Below are 16,310 nucleotides of genomic sequence, written 5' to 3'. Positions count from 1 at the left end.
GATCGGCCGCGCCCGGCTGCGCGCAGCCGGGACCGCGACGGCACGGCCGACGGCGGCCACGGCAGCGCGGCCGGCCTCGCCCGCGAGGAGCTGGGCGGATCGTCAGGCCCGGTAGAGGGCCTCGACCTCGTTCTCGTACGCCTTCTCGATCGCCTTCCGTTTCAGCTTCAGCGACGGTGTCAGCAGGCCGTGTTCCTCGGTGAACGGCTGCGCCAGGATGCGGAAGGTGCGGATCGACTCGGCCTGGGAGACGAGGGTGTTGGCGGCGACGACCGCCCGCCGCACCTCCGTCTCCAGATCCGGGTCCCGCACCAGCTGGGCGGGGGTCAGCCTCGGCTTGCCGCGCATCTGCAGCCAGTGCTCCACGGCCTCCTGGTCGAGGGTGACCAGGGCCGCGATGTAGGGGCGGTCGTTGCCGACGACGATGCACTGGTTGACCAGCGGATGGTCACGGACCCGCTCCTCCAGGACACCGGGGGAGACGCTCTTGCCGCCGGAGGTCACCAGGATCTCCTTCTTGCGGCCGGTGATGGTCAGATAGCCGTCCTCGTCGAGCGAACCGAGGTCGCCGGTGGCGAGCCAGCCGTCGTGCAGGGTCTCGTCGGTGGCCTTCTGGTTGTTGAGGTAGCCCTGGAAGACGTTCCCGCCGTGCAGCCAGATCTCCCCGTCGTCCGCGATGTGCACGGTGACGCCCGGGATGGCCTGGCCGACGGTGCCGTAGCGGGTGCGCTCGGGCGGGTTCGCGGTCGCCGCAGCCGTCGACTCGGTCAGACCGTAGCCCTCGTAGATCTGCACGCCCGCGCCCGCGAAGAACAGGCCCAGCCGGCGGTCCATCGCCGAACCACCGGACATCGCATTCCGTATACGACCGCCCATCGCCGCACGGACTTTTGCATACACGAGCTTGTCGAACAGCTGATGCTGCATCCTCAGGCCCGCCGAGGGCCCCGGCCCGATGCCCCAGGCCTTGGCCTCGACGGCGTCGGCGTACTTCACGGCGACCTCGACCGCCTTCTCGAACGGTCCCGCCTTGCCGTCCTTCTCCGCCCTGCGCCGGGCCGCGTTGAACACCTTCTCGAAGATGTACGGCACCGCGAGGATGAACGTCGGCCGGAACGCGGCGAGATCCGGCAGCAGCGCGGCCGCGTTCAGCTGCGGCTGGTGCCCGAAACGGACCCGGCCGCGGATCGCCGCGACCTCCACCATCCGCCCGAAGACGTGCGCCAGCGGCAGGAACAGCAGCGTGGACGCCTCGTCACCCTTCTTGGAGTGGAAGACCGGCTCCCACCGCTCGATGACCGTGTCCGCCTCCCACATGAAGTTGCCGTGCGAGATCACACAGCCCTTGGGACGGCCGGTCGTGCCCGAGGTGTAGATGATCGTGGCGACCGAGTCCGGGGTGACCGCCTGCCGGTGCCGGTGCACCATCTCGTCGTCCAGGTGCGCGCCCGCGTCGTACAGCTCCTGCACACAGCCCGCGTCCAGCTGCCACAGCCGGTGCAGCTGCGGGAGCCGGTCGATGACGGTGGCGATGGTCATCGCGTGGTCCTCGTGCTCCACGACCGCCGCCGACACCTCGGCGTCGTAGAGCATCCAGAAGCACTGCTCGGCCGAGGACGTCGGGTAGACCGGGATCACCTGGGCGCCGATCGTCCACAGCGCGAAGTCGAACAGGGTCCACTCGTAGCGGGTGCGGGACATGATCGCGACCCGGTCACCGAAGCGGATGCCCTGGGCGAGGAGCCCCTTGGCGAGTGCGAGGACCTCGTCGCGGAACTCGGCGGAGGTCACGTCCCGCCACTGGCCGGATTCGTCCTTGCGGCCGAGCGCGATGTGCAGGGGGTCCGTCTGGGCATGGTCGAAGACGACGTCGGCCAGACCGCCCACCGGCGGCGCCGACGCCAACGGAGGGTTGGTGAACTCGCGCAAACCCGCTCCCCGCTTCTGCTCCTCAGTGACGCTCCGCACAGCGCCGTGAAAGCTACCCCACCCACCGGCGGGGCGGGAGGGGGCGCGAAATCGAGCAATACTCACGTATGGTCCGGCCACGGCCTGGAAAATGCGCTCAACTGGGGAAGGGTCGGACAGAAGACTTACGGTTCAGTAAGTTTCGGTGCCGTAATCTCCACCGAATCTGCCCGACCCGATTACCGCGTTCGGCCCCCTCGGGCGAGGTCAGGTGTGCGGCACCGTCGTCTTCTCTGTCTGCGTCGCGGGAGCCGAATTCGTCACTGCGGTCCGCTGCGCCCGGGGTGTCCGCACCAGCAGCAGCACCAGGGCGCCCGCGGCGATCCCCAAGAGCCCCGCGACCACCAGCGTGCCGTTCAGACCCGAGGCGAACGCGGCGCGCAGCGTGTGCCCGGACACGCTGCCGCGCAGCGCCGCCGCCTCACCCCCGGCCAGCGCATGGGCCGCGCCGTGCGGGAGCGTGCCGGTCATCCGGGAGGTCAGCACGGTGCCGAACACCGCGACGCCCAGCGCGTACCCCAGTTGCCGGACCGTGTTGACCGCGCCGCCCGCCATCCCGGCCCGCTCCGTCGGCACCGCCGCCAGCGCCGCACCGGCGACGGTCGGCGAGACGAACCCGGTGCCGACGCCCACCAGCACGAACCCCGGCACCAGTGCCGTCCAGCCGGAGCCGGCGTCCAGCACGGCCTGGCAGAGGTTCCCCGAGCCGATCAGCAGCAGCCCGCCGCCGATGGTCAGCCGGGCCGGCACACCGTGCAGCAGCCGCCCCACCAGCACGGCGACGATCATCGCCGCGACCGTCAGCGGCAGCAGTGTCAGCCCGCTGCGCACCGGACTCATGCCGAGCAGCGTCTGCATCCAGATCGACAGGTACGGCGTCACCCCGAAGGCCACCCCGTTGAAGGCGAACGCCCCCGCCATCACCCCCACGAACGCGGGCTTGCGCAGCAGAGCGAGGTCCAGCAGCGGATGCGCGGCCCGCCGCTCCACCAGCACGAACACCACCAGGGCCAGCGCCGCGCAGGCGAACGCCGTGAGCGCCCAGGGCGCCGTCCAGCCGTCCTCGCCGGCCCGCACCACCGCATAGGTGACCCCGCCCGCGAAACCGGCGAAGGCGGCCGTGCCCGCCCAGTCGACGCGCATCCCGCGCGGCCCCCGCGACTCCGGCACCACGCGCAGCGTCAGCCACACCTCGACGACGCTCACCGGCAGGTTCACGAAGAAGATCCACCGCCAGCCCGGCCCCTCGGTCAGCAGACCGCCCAGCACCGGGCCGACGGCCGCGGCGCCGCCGCTCACCGCGCCCCACACCCCGAGCGCCGCCGACCGCTGCGGCCCCTGGTAGACCGAGCCCAGCAGCGGCAGGGTCGTCGCGAACATCGCCGCCGCGCCCACCCCCTGCAGCGCCCGCGCGGCCACCAGCACGCCCGGCCCGGACGCGAGCCCGCACAGGAGCGATGCCACCGCGAACAGCACCACACCCGCCACATGAACCCGGCGCCGCCCCAGAATGTCGGCGGCGGCCCCCACCCCCAGCAGCAGCGCGGCCAGCGCGAGCGCATACCCGTCGACCACCCACTGCAGATCGCTGAGCGAGGCGTGCAGCGCACCCGCCATGTCCGGCAGCGCCACCACCACGATCGTCACGTCCAGCAGCAGCATGAACGTGCCCAGGCACACGGCCGTGAGCGTCCCCCATCTACGCATGTCCTCAACTCCCTGTACGACGGCTGCGTATCGCTCCGTACGATGCGTACGACCCGGCCGATCGACCCGGAACAGGCCGCCAGAGCGACGTAATCCGACGGGTGAGCGCATGCTGAAGATGGAATCCGACACCTTCGACCACCTCGATCTCCAGCTGCTCTCCGCCCTGGAGATCGACGGCCGGGCCTCCTTCAGCCGGATCGGGCAGGTGCTCGGCGTCTCCGACCAGACGATCGCGCGCCGCTTCCGCCGCCTGTCCGCCGAGGCCGGCCTCAGGGTCGTCGCGCTGCGCGACGCCGAGGCCCTCGGCCAGGACCAGTGGATGCTCCGCCTGCGCTGCGCCCCCGACGGCGCCTCCGTCATCGCCGACGCGCTCGCCAAACGCCCCGACACCAACTGGATCGGCCTGGCCGCCGGTGGCACCGAGGTCATCTGCATGACCCGGCCGCGCAGCGCCGGCGACCACGACGACCTCCTCCTCGGCAAGCTGCCGCGCACCCCGAGCGTGGTGGAGATCCGCGCCCAGCAACTCCTGCACCGCTTCTACGGCGGCCCCACCGGCTGGCTGCGCAAGTTCCGGGCGCTGAGCGACGACCAGACCGCCGCCCTGCGCCCAGGGCCCCAGGCCCCCGCCGGACCGGCCTGCATCGACCCCGAGGACGAACCGCTCCTCGCCGTCCTGGAACACGACGGCCGCGCCACCTACCCCGAACTGCAGCGCGCCACCGGCCGCTCCGAGTCCGCCGTCAGACGCCGCCTCGCCGCCCTGCTCGCCTCCGGGGCGGTGTACATCGACGTCGAGTACAACTCGGACATCCTCGGCTACTCCCGGGCCGCCGTCCTGTGGATCACCACCGCCCCCGCCGCCCTGCACACCGTCGGCGAAGCCCTCGCGACCCACGACGAGATCGCCTTCGCCTCCGCCACCGCCGGCCCCTCCCACATCGTCGTCACCGTGGTCGTCCGCGACACCGCGAGCCTGTACGCCTACCTGAGCGAATCCCTCGGCCGCCTCGAGGGCGTGCAGCACGTGGAGACGACGCCGTTCCTGCGCCGGGTCAAGCAGCTGACGTATCAGCGCGCGCCGCGCTGACCCCGGTGCAGCCGCTCCCCGCCCGCCAGGATCGCCGCCGCCAGCGCGTTGGCAGCACCCTCCGCGGCGCCCCGCCGCCGGCCGTGCACCAGGACGAAGTCGACCTTCCCCAGCTCCGGCAGGCCCGCACGGTCCGGCAGCCGCAGCAGGCCCGGCGGGATCAGCCGGCGCGAGTGGGCCATGACGCCGAGCCCGGCGCGGGCGGCGGCGATGAGGCCGTTGAGACTGCCGCTGGTGCACACGATGCGCCATTCGCGCCCCTGCGCCTCCAGGGCCTCCAGGGCACGCGCGCGGGTGATGCCGGGCGGGGGATACACGATCAGCGGGACGGGCCGGTCGGGATCCAGCCGCAGGTGCTCGGAGCCGATCCACACCAGGTCGTCACGCCACACCAGCGCGCCCCGCGGGTCCTCCGGACGCCGCTTGGCCAGCACCAGGTCGAGCTTGCCGGCGGCCAGCTGCTCGTGCAGGGTGCCCGACAGCTCCACCGTCAGCTCCAGGTCGACCTCCGGGTGGTCGTAGCGGAAGCCCTCCAGGATCTCCGGCAGGCGGGTGAGGACGAAGTCCTCCGAGGCCCCGAAGCGCAGCCGGCCGCGCACCCGGGTACCGGTGAAGAACGCCGTCGCCTGCTCGTGCACCTCCAGCAGCCGGCGGGCGAAGCCCAGCATGGCCTCGCCGTCCTCGGTCAGCTCCACGGAGTGGGTGTCCCGGGAGAACAGCTGACGGCCGGTGGCGTCCTCCAGCCGGCGCACATGCTGGCTGACCGTCGACTGCCGCAGCCCGAGGCGCCGGGCGGCCTGCGTGAAACTGAGCGTCTGGGCCACCGCCAGGAACGTGCGCAGATGCGTGGGGTCGTACACGGCGCCAGCGTACGCCGGCCATCGCGCAACGTGATGACAGTCAGAGTGGTATGCGGGATTCCCGATCGGTCTGCGGAAGAGGACGATGAAGAGGGGTCCTCCGGGCCCGGGCACGTACCTGACGAAGAGCAAGTGGAGCATCGTGAAACGCCTGCGCTGGCCGAGCCGGATGCCGATCGACCCGTACATCGTGCTGCTGCTCGGCACGGTGGGCCTCGCGGCGCTCCTCCCGGCCCGGGGCACCGGCGCCGACGTGGCCTCGGACGCGTCCACGGCCGCGATCGCCGTCCTCTTCTTCCTCTACGGTGCCCGGCTCTCCACTCGTGAGGCACTGAACGGCCTCAAGCACTGGCGCCTGCACGTCGCCGTCCTGGCCTGCACCTTCCTCGTCTTCCCGGTGCTCGGCATCGCCGCCCGCGGCCTGGTTCCGGTGCTGCTGACCCAGCCGCTGTACCAGGGGCTGCTGTTTCTGACCCTGGTGCCGTCCACGATCCAGTCGTCGATCGCGTTCACCTCGATCGCCCGGGGAAACGTGCCTGCCGCCATCTGTGCCGGCTCGTTCTCCTCGCTGGTCGGCATCGTCGTCACGCCGCTGCTGGCGGCCGTGCTGCTCGGCAGCACCGGCGGCGGGTTCTCCGCCGACTCGCTGGTGAAGATCGTGCTCCAGCTGCTCGTGCCGTTCCTCGCCGGGCAGGTCCTGCGGCCCTGGATCGGCGCGTTCGTCGCCCGGCACAAGAAGGTCCTCGGTCTGGTCGACCGCGGCTCGATCCTGCTGGTCGTCTACACCGCGTTCAGCGAGGGCATGACCCAGGGCATCTGGCACCAGGTGAGCCCCGCCCGGCTGGGCGCGCTGCTCGCCGTCGAGGCCGTCCTGCTGGCCGTGATGCTGGTCCTGACCTGGTACGGCGGCAAGGCGCTCGGCTTCGGCCGGGCGGACCGGATCGCCCTCCAGTTCGCCGGGTCGAAGAAGTCCCTCGCCTCCGGACTGCCCATGGCGAGCGTCCTGTTCGGCGCGCACGCCTCTCTGGCCGTGCTGCCGCTGATGCTCTTCCACCAGATGCAGCTGATGGTGTGCGCGGTCATCGCCAAGCGGCGGTCCCGCGATCCCGAGGAGAGCGCGCAGCCGTCAGCCGCTCACGTGGTCCAGGGGCAGCCACAGGACCGTGTCCTTCGGTGACCTGAGCACCTTCGGGTCGGCCAGCTCCTCGTCGGTCAGCGCGCGGTCCCAGACATGGACCTCGTCGAGCGCGCCGGTGAAGAAGGAGCGGCTGTCCATGCGCTGGCCGATGTGCACGCCGAAGGGCGAGTTACGGCTGACGGAACCCGGCACATCGGCGACGGTGGACTGCATACCGTCGACGGACAGCGAAAGCCTGCCGGCGCCCCGGCGGAGGACCGCGTGGTGCCACTGGCCGTCGTTGTATGCAGTGGACGTGCGCACGTATGCAGTCTGCGGCGCGGCCGCGCCGTCCCGCACGGTGATGAGGCCCTGCAGACGGTTGTTCGCCGGCTCGCCGCGCAGCCACACCTGCGGCTGGCTGGTGCCGACGCCGCCCATCCACAGCAGCGGCTGCTCCCCGGTCGTGGCCGTGTACCGGAACCACAGGGACGCGGTGAAGTCCTTGCCGCCGAGCGGCAGCCCGGGCCGGTACGGCAGCCGTACGGCGTCGTCGGCACCGTCGAACTCCAGCGCGCCGCCGGACACACCGTCCGTCTCCTCGGCGCCGCCGAGCACCGCGGCCGGGCGGGCGTGCGGGGCGAGATCGGCGGTGTGTGGGTCGGGGCCTCGGCGCGGGGCGAGCCAGTCCTCGGTGAAGCGGGCGAAGCGGATCTCGTCGCGCGCGTCGGCCGCCCCGCCCTCGTACAGCAGGCCCACCGTGTCCCGGTCGACGCGCACCAGGTCGGAGTAGCCGGACCAGTCCGTGGTGACGACCGTGCCGCGGTCCACGCTGTCCCAGGTGCGGCCGCCGTCGTAGGAGGAGCGGATCATCATGGTGCGGCGCCGGTCGGGGTCGGCGGGGCAGGAGAGCAGGATGCGCCCGCCCAGGCGCAGGACCGAGCCCTGCACCTGCGGGGTGTAGAGGTCCGGCAGGTCGTGGAAGGGCGCGGTGAAGCTGCCGCCGCCGTCCCGGCTGACGGCCTGGGTGCGGTGGCCGGGGTCGGTGCCGTCCTGCTCCCGGCCGCTGACCAGAATCGAACCGTCCGTCCGCTCGGTGAGGGTGAGTTCGGAGGGCTTCTGCCGGAAGGTGCCGTCGGCGGCGATCGGCCAGGTGTCGGTGGCGCCGATCCGCCAGTGGCCGCCGTGGTCGTCGCTGACGATGAGTGACGCGTGGTTGGCGGTGACCCGGCTGCCGTCCCATGTCTCGGTGTTGACGCCGAAGACCAGCCGGCCGGCATACCGGCCGCGGGTGAGCTGGATGCCGTGCGCGGGGCCGGTCGCGTACCAGGAGTTCCAGTCGGCGGGCAGGATCTCGGGGCTCAGATCGCGCGGCTCGGACCAGGTCAGTCCGTCGTCGTCGCTGTACTGCAGATGCGGGGTGCGGTCGCAGGGAATCGAGCAACTCGCGCTGTCCGTACGGCCGGTGTTGTACGTCTGAGCGAGCCAGATCCGGCCGGTGTCGCGGTCCACGATCGGCGCCGGGTTGCCGTGGGTGTCGCCCGCGCCCTCGTCGACCACCTGCAGCGAGCCCCAGCTGCGCCCGCCGTCGGTGGAGCGCTTGAGCACGATGTCGATGTCTGCCGCGTCCCCGCAGTTGAGGACCCGGCCCTCGGCGAACGCCAGCAGCGTGCCGTCGGCCGTCCGCACCACCGCGGGGATACGGAAGCAGGCGTATCCGGGGTCCTGGGAGGCCTTGAAGAGGATCCGCTGATCGAACTCGGGTGCGCCGGTGGCCGGTCGGGCGTGCGCGGGGTGGGGGTGGGCCAGCGGCAGCACGAGCAGTGCCGCCGTCGTGAGGGCGGTGAACAGCGCGGATCTGAGACGGACGCGAAGACCTGACGGCATGGTACGACCTGCCCTTCGTCGGCCGGACATCCGGACATCCGGACGTCTCACGTCCAACGTCCGCCCCATTGAAGGTAGTTGGGGCCCGAAAGGCCCACAAGAAGCGTGCAGAACAAGAAACGGGCGAACGCTACGGGCGCAGGACGACCTTGCCGAGGTTGGCCCGCGCCTCGATCACCTCGTGTGCCTTCGCCGCCTCCGCCAGCCCGAACTCGCCGTGCACGGCGGGCTTCAGGGTGCCGTCGCCGAACAGTCGCCACAGCTCCTGCCGCCACCGTTCGTACAGCTCCGGCCGGCCGCGGGCGATCAGCGCCATCTGGAAGCCGATCACCGACTTCGCGCCGACCAGCAGGTCGTACGCCTGGATCGTGCCGCCGCCGGAGCTGTAGGCGACCAGCCGGCCGTGCGGTGCGAGCGCGGCGAGGGCGGGGGTGAGCAGCTCACCGCCGACCGCATCCAGTACACAGTCGACGGGCTCTCCCCACCTGTCGTCGCCATAGTGAATACAGTCGTCCGCGCCCAGCGAGCGGACGAACTCCGCCTTGGCCGGATCGGAGACGGCGCCCACGACCCGGCCCGCGCCCCGTGCCCGCGCCAGCTGCACCGCGAGATGCCCGACCCCGCTCGCCGCGGCCGTGACCAGCACCGCCTCGCCCGGCTCGGGGCGCGCCGTCTCCAGCGCGCCGAGCGCCACCAGCCCGCTGCGCACCAGCGCGACCGCGTCGACGGCGGTGGCGCCGTCGGGCACGGGCGAGGCCATCGCCTCGTGCAGCAGGGCGAAGTCGGCGTATCCGTGACCGAAGCACAGCCCGGTGACCCGGTCGCCGGTGCGGAAGCGGGTCACGCCCTCGCCGGTCGCCACCACCTCGCCCGCGATCTCCCCGCCCAGCGGGATCGGCTCGGCGGCCTCGGTGACCTTGCGCACGACGGGCAGGGTGACGCCGACCGCCTCGCAGCGCACCAGCAGCTCGCCGGCGCCGGGCTCGGGGACCGGAGCCTCCTCCAGGAACAGGGGCCCGCCGGCGGACTCGTACCGGACGCGACGCATCGCAACCTCCAGAAACCGGGGCGGTCGTTGGGAACGCCCATGAACTCGTTGGGAGTCCCAACGGTACTGAAGGTTCGTTGGGAAGTCCAATGATTCTTCGGTAGGCTGCGGCCATGGCCGAAGCACCCCTCCCCGCCATCCGCGCCCTGCCCAGCTGGCTCCTCGGCCGGGCCGCCGCGCGCGGCCGCGCCCTGGTCGCCGACGCCCTCGCGGCCGAGGGCATGAAGATGTGGCACCACGTGGTCCTCTCCGCCGTCCGCGACCTCGCCCCCCTCGCCCAGGCCGACCTCGGCCGCAGCGTGGGCCTCGACCCCAAGGACCTGGTCGGCGTCCTCAACGACCTGCAGTCCGCCGGACTCATCGTCCGCGCCCCCGACCCCAAGGACCGGCGCAAGAACGCCGTTTCCCTCACCGACGACGGCGACCGCCTGCTCACCCGCTGCGAGAAGGCTGCCCGGGAGGCGAACGACGCACTGCTCGCCCCGCTGTCGACGGCCGAACGCGATCAGTTCATGGGCCTGTTGATCCGGATTTCCGGCACGGACGGCTGACGGCGGCTAACGTTCCGTCATGACCGCAGCTCCCGCGCTCGACCCGCAGCGCACCGCCCTCGTCCTCGTCGACCTGATGGACCGCATCGTCGCGCTGCCGCTGGAGCCCCGCAAAGGCGCCGACGTGCTCGCCGCCTCGCAGGAGCTGGCAGCCGCCTTCCGCGCCGCCGGCGCGCTCGTCGTCCTGATCCGGGTCGAACGCCCCTCGGTCGCCGAACAGCCGCCCGGCAGCGGTCTCGTGGCGGGGCTGCCGAGGGACGGCGACCTGGAAGTGGTCAAGCGCACCCTCGGCGGCTTCCAGGGCACGGACCTCGACGAGCGGCTGCGCGCACGAGGCATCCGCACCCTGGTGTTCGGCGGCATCGCCACCAACCTCGGCGTCGAGTCCACCGCCCGCGCCGCCGCCGACCTCGGCTACGACCTCGTCTTCGTCGAGGACGCCCTGGCCGCGTTCACCGCCGCCGAGCACGAGGCATCGGTCCGGCTCGACTTCCCGAGGCTCGGCACGGTCGTCACCGCATCCCGGGTACGCCTCGCGGCCGGCTGACCGTTCTGGGGACCGAGCCGGAGGTGGCGGGCACGGCTGAGGCGGGGCCCCGCGGCGCAGGGGGCGCTCCCCGCCGGTCGGGGCCCCGCCGCCGTGCCGCGGGGAACCGGTCAGCCCTGGGCGGCCGCGGCCCGCAGGGCGACGCGGTCCTCACCCGCGTACACGTTCATCGAGCTGCCCCGCAGGAAACCCACCAGGGTCAGACCCGTCTCGAGGGCCAGGTCCACCGCCAGCGAGGAGGGCGCCGACACCGCCGCCAGCACCGGGATCCCCGCCATCACGGCCTTCTGCGCCAGCTCGAACGACGCCCTGCCCGAGACGAGCAGGATCGTCCGGGACAGCGGCAGATCACCGTTCTGCAGCGCCCGCCCGACCAGCTTGTCGACCGCGTTGTGCCGGCCCACGTCCTCCCGTATGTCCAGCAGCTCCCCGTCCTCCGTGAACAGGGCGGCCGCATGCAGACCACCGGTCCGGTCGAACACCCGCTGCGCCGCCCGCAGCCGGTCGGGAAGGCTCGCCAGCAGCTCGGGGGTGACCCGGACCGGGGGAGTGTCGGCGATCGGCCAGCGGGCGCTCGTGCGTACGGCGTCCAGGCTGGCCTTGCCGCACAGCCCGCAGGAGGACGTCGTGTAGACGTTCCGCTCCAAGGTGAAGTCGGGGAGGACGATGTCCGGTGCGGTCTTCACGTCGACCACGTTGTAGGTGTTCGAACCGTCTGCGGTCGCCCCGGCGCAGTAGACGATATTCTGCAGATCGGATGCAGTGGCCAGTACACCCTCGCTCACCAGGAACCCCGCCGCCAGCGCGAAGTCATCGCCCGGCGTGCGCATGGTGATCGCGAGAGGCTTCCCGTTCAGCCGGATCTCCAGGGGTTCCTCGGCGACCAGCGTGTCCGGCCGGGTCGAGACCGCTCCGTCCCGGATGCGGAGGACCTTGCGTCGTTCCGTGACTCGTCCCATGTCCTGATCAGCCCCGGTTCTGTACGTGCTGGTAGCCGAAACGGCCCTTGATGCAGAGATTGCCGTGGGTCACCGGGTTGTCGTGCGGTGAGGTGACCTTCACGATCTCATTGTCCTGCACGTGGAGCGTGAGGTTGCAGCCCACTCCGCAGTACGCGCAGACCGTGGTCGTCTCGACTGCTTCGACGCATCCCAGGTGCCCGCCGCCCGCATGGCGAACTCCGACCTGAACGACAGCGCCCCCGTCGGGCACACCTCGATGCAGTTCCCGCAGTACACGCACGCGGAGTCGGTCAGCGCCGCGTCGTGTTCGACGGCGATCCGCGCGTCGAAACCGCGCCCGGCCACCGAGATCGCGAAGGTGTTCTGCCACTGGTTGCCACAGGCATCGACGCACTGGTAGCACAGGATGCACTTGTCGTAGTCACGCACGTACAGCTCGTTGTCGACCTTCGGCTCCTCGTTCAGCCGGGCCGCGTCGGGGCCGAAACGGTCCGGCTTCGCCCCGTACTCCTTGATCCACTCGGCGGCCTTCGGAGTGGTCGACAAGTCGACCGAGGAGGCGAGCAGCTCCAGCACGATCCTCCGGCTGTGCCGGGCCCGCTCGGTGTCCGTTCGCACCTCCATCCCGGGCTCGGCCCTGCGCGAGCAGGCCGGAACGAGCGTCCGCGACCCCGCCACTTCCACCACGCACACCCGGCAGGCGTTCTTCGGCCGCAGCGTGTCGCCCTGGCACAGGGTCGGGATGTCCTTCCCCCCAGCCCGGCACGCGTCCAGGACGGTCGAGCCCTCCGGGACCCGGGCCGGCTCGCCGTCGATCGTGAACTCCAGCAGACGACGCGGGTTCCCCAGCGGTGTGACGGTCATTCGTACGCCCCCAGACGGTCGATGGTGGATTCCACGGCGTTCCACGCGGTCTGCCCCAGACCGCAGATCGAGGCGTCCCGCATCGCCCGGCCCACCTCGCGCAGCAGGGCGATGTCCTGGGCGGCCCCGGCTCCCGTGCGCTCCGCGATCCGGCGCAGCGCCTCCTCCTGCCGCACCGTCCCGACCCGGCACGGCACGCACTGTCCGCAGGACTCGTCGCGGAAGAACTCGGCGATCCGCAGCAGCAGACGGGGGAGCGGCACGGTGTCGTCGAAGGCCATGACCACACCGGAGCCGAGCATGGTGCCGGCCTCCCGGGTGCCCTCGAAGGTGAGCGGGATGCCGAGTTCGTCGGGCCGCACGAAGCCGCCGGCGGCACCGCCCAGCAGCACCGCCCGCAGCCCCTCCCGCACCCCGGCCAGGTCCAGCAGCTCGCCGAGCGTCGCCCCGAACGGCACCTCGTACACGCCGGGCCGCTCCACGCTGCCCGACACACAGAACAGCTTGGGGCCGGTGGACCGCCCGGTGCCGATCGCGGCGTACGCCGGTGCCCCCATCGTCAGAACAGGGAGCACGTTGACCAGGGCCTCCACGTTGTTCTCGACCGTGGGCCTGCCGAACAGGCCCTTCTCCACCGGGAACGGCGGCTTGGAGCGCGGTTCGCCCCGGTAGCCCTCGATGGAGCTGAACAGGGCAGTCTCCTCGCCGCAGACGTACGCGCCGGCACCGCGGCGGATCTCCATGTCCAGGCTGTAGCCCTGGCCGAGGATGTCGTCGCCGAGCAGACCGCGGGCACGGGCCTGGTCGACCGCGTGCTGTAGACGGTGTACGACTCGCGGGTATTCACCACGGATGTAGACAAAAGCCCGATGCGCGGTTGAGGGATACCGCGGAGATGGAGGGAGGGGAGAGGAGCCGGAAGAGGGCGGCTGAATCCTGTCGACGAAATATTGTCTACAGTATGGAGTAGGCCCCAGCAAGAGTTCGCGTGCGGCGACCGTTGGACGCATCCCGCATACCGTTCACCGCATACGGTCGACCGAGCATCTTCTCAACTCCCGCTCCCCGCCCTACCGTCCGCGAGCATGAGCCCCCCACTCGCACCCCCGGGCTGGAGCCGCTGGCTCGTTCCGCCCGCCGCCCTCTCCGTCCATCTGGCCATCGGCCAGGCCTACGCCTGGAGCGTGTTCAAGCCGCCCCTCGAGTCCGCCCTGCACCTCGACGGCACCCAGAGCGCGCTGCCCTTCCAGCTGGCGATCGTGATGCTCGGACTGTCAGCCGCGTTCGGCGGCACGCTCGTCGAGCGCAACGGGCCGCGCTGGGCGATGACCGTGGCCCTCGTCTGCTTCTCCTCCGGCTTCCTGATCTCCGCGCTCGGTGCCCAGACGAAGCAGTACTGGCTGATCGTCCTCGGCTACGGCTTCGTCGGCGGCATCGGCCTCGGTATCGGCTACATCTCGCCCGTCTCCACCCTGATCAAGTGGTTCCCGGACCGGCCCGGCATGGCCACCGGCATCGCCATCATGGGCTTCGGCGGCGGCGCGCTGATCGCCTCGCCCTGGTCGGCGCAGATGCTCGCGTCCTTCGGCAGCGACCACTCCGGGATCGCGCTCGCGTTCCTCGTACACGGTCTGACGTATGCAGTCTTCATGACGCTGGGCGTTCTGCTCGTGCGGGTGCCGCGCCCGCAGGAACCCGCGGAGACCGGGCCGAGCGCCGCCGACGGCGTGCAGGTGTCCGCCCGCAGCGCGGTGCGCACCCCGCAGTTCTGGTGCCTTTGGGTCGTCCTGTGCGCGAACGTGACCGCCGGCATCGGCATCCTGGAGAAGGCCGCCCCGATGATCACGGACTTCTTCGCGGACAGCTCCACCCCGGTGTCGGCCTCCGCGGCCGCCGGTTTCGTCGCGCTGCTGTCGGCGGCCAACATGGCCGGCCGGATCGGCTGGTCGTCCGCCTCCGACAGAATCGGCCGCAAGAACATCTACCGCCTCTACCTCGGCGTCGGCGCGCTGATGTACCTGCTCATCGCGCTGTTCGGGGACTCGGCCAAGCCGCTGTTCGTCCTGTGCGCCCTGGTGATCCTCTCCTTCTACGGCGGCGGCTTCGCGACCGTCCCCGCCTACCTGAAGGATCTCTTCGGCACCTATCAGGTCGGCGCGATCCATGGCCGGCTGCTCACCGCCTGGTCCACCGCCGGCGTGCTCGGGCCGCTGATCGTCAACTGGATCGCCGACCGGCAGGAGGCCGCCGGGAAGCACGGCCCGGCTCTGTACGGGCTGTCGTTCGCCATCATGATCGGGCTGCTCGTGGTCGGCTTCGCCGCGAACGAACTGGTCCGTCCCGTCCACGCCCGCCACCACGTCAGCGCCCCGAGGGAGGCCGCCGATGCCCAGCGACAGCAGCCCGCCTAGCCTCCCCCGCTCTCGGCCTCGCCCGACCGGGGGGACCCCCGCCGGCCTGATCGTCCTCGCCTGGCTGTGGGTGGCCGCACCCCTCGCCTATGGGGTGTACGAACTCGTCCAGAAGGCGAGGCAGCTGTTCACCGGGTGAGTCCTCGGCGGTGTGAAGGTCTGAGGGAAGCCGACAACTCGGATGCCGGATTCCTGTGGCTTCACCTGCCGACGTACCCGTGAGTCACTGGCCAGACTGGTGGATCCCGCATCCCGAGGCAACAGGGGGACCCCGCCATGAACGGCTCGCGCATCACCGCCGTCGGTCACTACCAGCCCGCCAAGGTGCTGACCAACGAGGACCTGGCGGGCCTGGTCGACACCAGTGACGAGTGGATCCGGAGCCGGGTGGGCATCCGGGCCCGGCACATCGCCGGACCCGACGAACCGGTCGACGAGCTGGCCGCGCACGCCGCCGCCAAGGCCCTCGCCGCGGCCGGCCTCACGCCCGGCGACATCGACCTGGTCCTCGTCGCCACCTCCACCGCGATCGACCGTTCCCCGAACACCGCCGCCCGGGTCGCGGCCCGGCTCGGCATTCCGCAGCCCGCCGCGATGGACGTCAACGTGGTGTGCGCCGGGTTCACCCACGCGCTGGCCACCGCCGACCACACCGTCCGCGCCGGTGCGGCCACCCGTGCCCTGGTCATCGGCGCCGACAAGATGTCCGACGTCACCGACTGGACCGACCGCACCACCTGCGTCCTGGTCGGCGACGGCGCCGGGGCCGCCGTGGTCGAGGCGTGCGCGCCGGGCGAGGAGCCCGGGATCGGTCCGGTGCTGTGGGGATCGGTGCCGGAGATGGGACACGCCGTGCGGATCGAGGGCACGCCGCCGCGGTTCGCCCAGGAGGGGCAGAGCGTGTACCGCTGGGCCACCACCCAGCTGCCCGCCGTCGCCCGACGCGCCTGCGAGAAGGCCCAGGTGGCCCCCGAGGAGCTCGCGGGGGTCGTCCTGCACCAGGCCAACCTGCGCATCATCGAGCCGCTCGCGCAGAAGCTCGGCGCCGTCAACGCCGTGGTCGCGCGCGATGTCACCGAATCCGGTAACACCTCCGCGGCCAGCATCCCGCTCGCCTTTTCCAAGCTCCTCGAACAGGGAGCGCTCCGCGGCGGCGACCCGGTGCTGCTGTTCGGTTTCGGCGGCAACCTGTCGTACGCCGGGCAGGTCGTACGCTGCCCGTGACGACGTCCGCGGGGGTGCGCGGGGTTGGGGTGATGCGCCGGACTTCCGCTTCCTCTGGATTTTGTGCGCCG

The 16,310-nt window shown here is 71.6% G+C and carries 13 protein-coding genes and 2 pseudogenes; 7 read left to right on the top strand and 8 right to left on the bottom strand.

Annotated elements, in window-relative coordinates; all coding sequences use genetic code 11:
• Window positions 1-102: 102 nt before the first annotated feature.
• Complete coding sequence (locus AQI88_RS02525; RefSeq protein WP_066990961.1) at window positions 103-1,929, bottom strand: AMP-dependent synthetase/ligase; 1,827 nt, start codon at window positions 1,927-1,929, stop codon at window positions 103-105.
• Window positions 1,930-2,175: 246 nt separating this feature from the next.
• Window positions 2,176-3,675: an MFS transporter gene (locus AQI88_RS02520; RefSeq protein ID WP_066990959.1), complete on the bottom strand. Its 1,500-nt coding sequence runs from the start codon at window positions 3,673-3,675 to the stop codon at window positions 2,176-2,178.
• Window positions 3,676-3,784: 109 nt separating this feature from the next.
• On the opposite strand from AQI88_RS02520, the gene AQI88_RS02515 reads away from it, so the two are divergent.
• Complete coding sequence (locus tag AQI88_RS02515; RefSeq protein WP_208615697.1) at window positions 3,785-4,768, top strand: Lrp/AsnC family transcriptional regulator; 984 nt, start codon at window positions 3,785-3,787, stop codon at window positions 4,766-4,768.
• Here the strand turns inward: AQI88_RS02515 and AQI88_RS02510 are convergent.
• The gene (locus AQI88_RS02510; RefSeq protein WP_066990956.1) at window positions 4,750-5,628 is read right to left on the bottom strand and encodes a LysR substrate-binding domain-containing protein; all 879 of its coding nucleotides are present in this window, start codon (window positions 5,626-5,628) and stop codon (window positions 4,750-4,752) included. The two genes, AQI88_RS02515 and AQI88_RS02510, sit on opposite strands and share 19 nt — an antisense overlap.
• Window positions 5,629-5,713: 85 nt before the next feature.
• Here AQI88_RS02510 and AQI88_RS02505 point away from each other — a divergent pair, with 85 nt between their 5' ends.
• Entirely contained in the window at window positions 5,714-6,805 is a 1,092-nt protein-coding gene (locus tag AQI88_RS02505) for a bile acid:sodium symporter family protein (RefSeq protein WP_398697154.1), read from the top strand.
• Here AQI88_RS02505 and AQI88_RS02500 read toward each other — a convergent pair.
• The gene (locus AQI88_RS02500; protein WP_066990953.1) at window positions 6,755-8,632 is read right to left on the bottom strand and encodes a sialidase family protein; all 1,878 of its coding nucleotides are present in this window, start codon (window positions 8,630-8,632) and stop codon (window positions 6,755-6,757) included. The two genes, AQI88_RS02505 and AQI88_RS02500, sit on opposite strands and share 51 nt — an antisense overlap.
• Window positions 8,633-8,762: 130 nt before the next feature.
• Window positions 8,763-9,680, bottom strand: coding sequence for a quinone oxidoreductase family protein (locus tag AQI88_RS02495; protein ID WP_066990950.1), 918 nt, complete (start codon window positions 9,678-9,680; stop codon window positions 8,763-8,765).
• A gap of 113 nt (window positions 9,681-9,793) precedes the next feature.
• Between AQI88_RS02495 and AQI88_RS02490 the strand changes: the two genes are divergently transcribed.
• Window positions 9,794-10,231, top strand: coding sequence for a MarR family winged helix-turn-helix transcriptional regulator (locus AQI88_RS02490; RefSeq protein ID WP_066990948.1), 438 nt, complete (start codon window positions 9,794-9,796; stop codon window positions 10,229-10,231).
• Between the two features lie 19 nt (window positions 10,232-10,250).
• The gene (locus AQI88_RS02485) at window positions 10,251-10,778 is read left to right on the top strand and encodes an isochorismatase family protein (protein WP_066990946.1); all 528 of its coding nucleotides are present in this window, start codon (window positions 10,251-10,253) and stop codon (window positions 10,776-10,778) included.
• Between the two features lie 110 nt (window positions 10,779-10,888).
• Here AQI88_RS02485 and fdhD read toward each other — a convergent pair whose 3' ends face one another.
• From fdhD to AQI88_RS02470, 3 genes and pseudogenes are all read right to left on the bottom strand, one after another.
• Window positions 10,889-11,737: a formate dehydrogenase accessory sulfurtransferase FdhD gene (gene fdhD / locus AQI88_RS02480; protein ID WP_066990943.1), complete on the bottom strand. Its 849-nt coding sequence runs from the start codon at window positions 11,735-11,737 to the stop codon at window positions 10,889-10,891.
• Between the two features lie 7 nt (window positions 11,738-11,744).
• A pseudogene (locus AQI88_RS02475) lies at window positions 11,745-12,604 on the bottom strand (2Fe-2S iron-sulfur cluster-binding protein).
• Window positions 12,601-13,491: pseudogene (locus tag AQI88_RS02470) on the bottom strand (NADH-ubiquinone oxidoreductase-F iron-sulfur binding region domain-containing protein); the annotation flags it as partial. The pseudogenes AQI88_RS02475 and AQI88_RS02470, both read right to left, overlap by 4 nt.
• A 198-nt stretch (window positions 13,492-13,689) precedes the next feature.
• Between AQI88_RS02470 and AQI88_RS02465 the strand changes: the two are divergent.
• The 3 genes from AQI88_RS02465 to AQI88_RS02460 all read left to right on the top strand — a co-directional run bounded on the left by AQI88_RS02465 (window position 13,690) and on the right by AQI88_RS02460 (window position 16,239).
• Window positions 13,690-15,015, top strand: coding sequence for an OFA family MFS transporter (locus tag AQI88_RS02465; RefSeq protein WP_066990941.1), 1,326 nt, complete (start codon window positions 13,690-13,692; stop codon window positions 15,013-15,015).
• Complete coding sequence (locus AQI88_RS45725) at window positions 14,990-15,154, top strand: MFS transporter small subunit (RefSeq protein WP_159050286.1); 165 nt, start codon at window positions 14,990-14,992, stop codon at window positions 15,152-15,154. Before AQI88_RS02465 ends, AQI88_RS45725 begins: the two co-directional genes overlap by 26 nt.
• Before the next feature lie 137 nt (window positions 15,155-15,291).
• Window positions 15,292-16,239 (top strand): beta-ketoacyl-ACP synthase III, encoded by a 948-nt coding sequence (locus tag AQI88_RS02460; RefSeq protein ID WP_066990938.1) that lies wholly within the window; start codon window positions 15,292-15,294, stop codon window positions 16,237-16,239.
• Window positions 16,240-16,310: the final 71 nt, after the last annotated feature.

The sequence above is a fragment of the Streptomyces cellostaticus genome, assembly GCF_001513965.1.
In the GTDB taxonomy this organism is placed as follows: Bacteria; Actinomycetota; Actinomycetes; order Streptomycetales; family Streptomycetaceae; genus Streptomyces; species Streptomyces cellostaticus.
The sequence above is the reverse complement of the archived record's forward strand: the minus strand, read 5'-3'. Positions and strand labels throughout refer to the sequence as shown.

Coding starts and splice junctions, on each gene's coding strand:
- AQI88_RS02520 (WP_066990959.1), bottom strand. CDS start 3,675: ATGCGTAGATGGGGGACGCTCACGGCCGTGTGCCTGGGCACGTTCATG.
- AQI88_RS45725 (WP_159050286.1), top strand. CDS start 14,990: ATGCCCAGCGACAGCAGCCCGCCTAGCCTCCCCCGCTCTCGGCCTCGC.
- AQI88_RS02495 (WP_066990950.1), bottom strand. CDS start 9,680: ATGCGTCGCGTCCGGTACGAGTCCGCCGGCGGGCCCCTGTTCCTGGAG.
- AQI88_RS02500 (WP_066990953.1), bottom strand. CDS start 8,632: ATGCCGTCAGGTCTTCGCGTCCGTCTCAGATCCGCGCTGTTCACCGCC.
- AQI88_RS02460 (WP_066990938.1), top strand. CDS start 15,292: ATGAACGGCTCGCGCATCACCGCCGTCGGTCACTACCAGCCCGCCAAG.
- AQI88_RS02485 (WP_066990946.1), top strand. CDS start 10,251: ATGACCGCAGCTCCCGCGCTCGACCCGCAGCGCACCGCCCTCGTCCTC.
- AQI88_RS02515 (WP_208615697.1), top strand. CDS start 3,785: ATGCTGAAGATGGAATCCGACACCTTCGACCACCTCGATCTCCAGCTG.
- AQI88_RS02505 (WP_398697154.1), top strand. CDS start 5,714: ATGAAGAGGGGTCCTCCGGGCCCGGGCACGTACCTGACGAAGAGCAAG.
- AQI88_RS02465 (WP_066990941.1), top strand. CDS start 13,690: ATGAGCCCCCCACTCGCACCCCCGGGCTGGAGCCGCTGGCTCGTTCCG.
- fdhD (WP_066990943.1), bottom strand. CDS start 11,737: ATGGGACGAGTCACGGAACGACGCAAGGTCCTCCGCATCCGGGACGGA.
- AQI88_RS02490 (WP_066990948.1), top strand. CDS start 9,794: ATGGCCGAAGCACCCCTCCCCGCCATCCGCGCCCTGCCCAGCTGGCTC.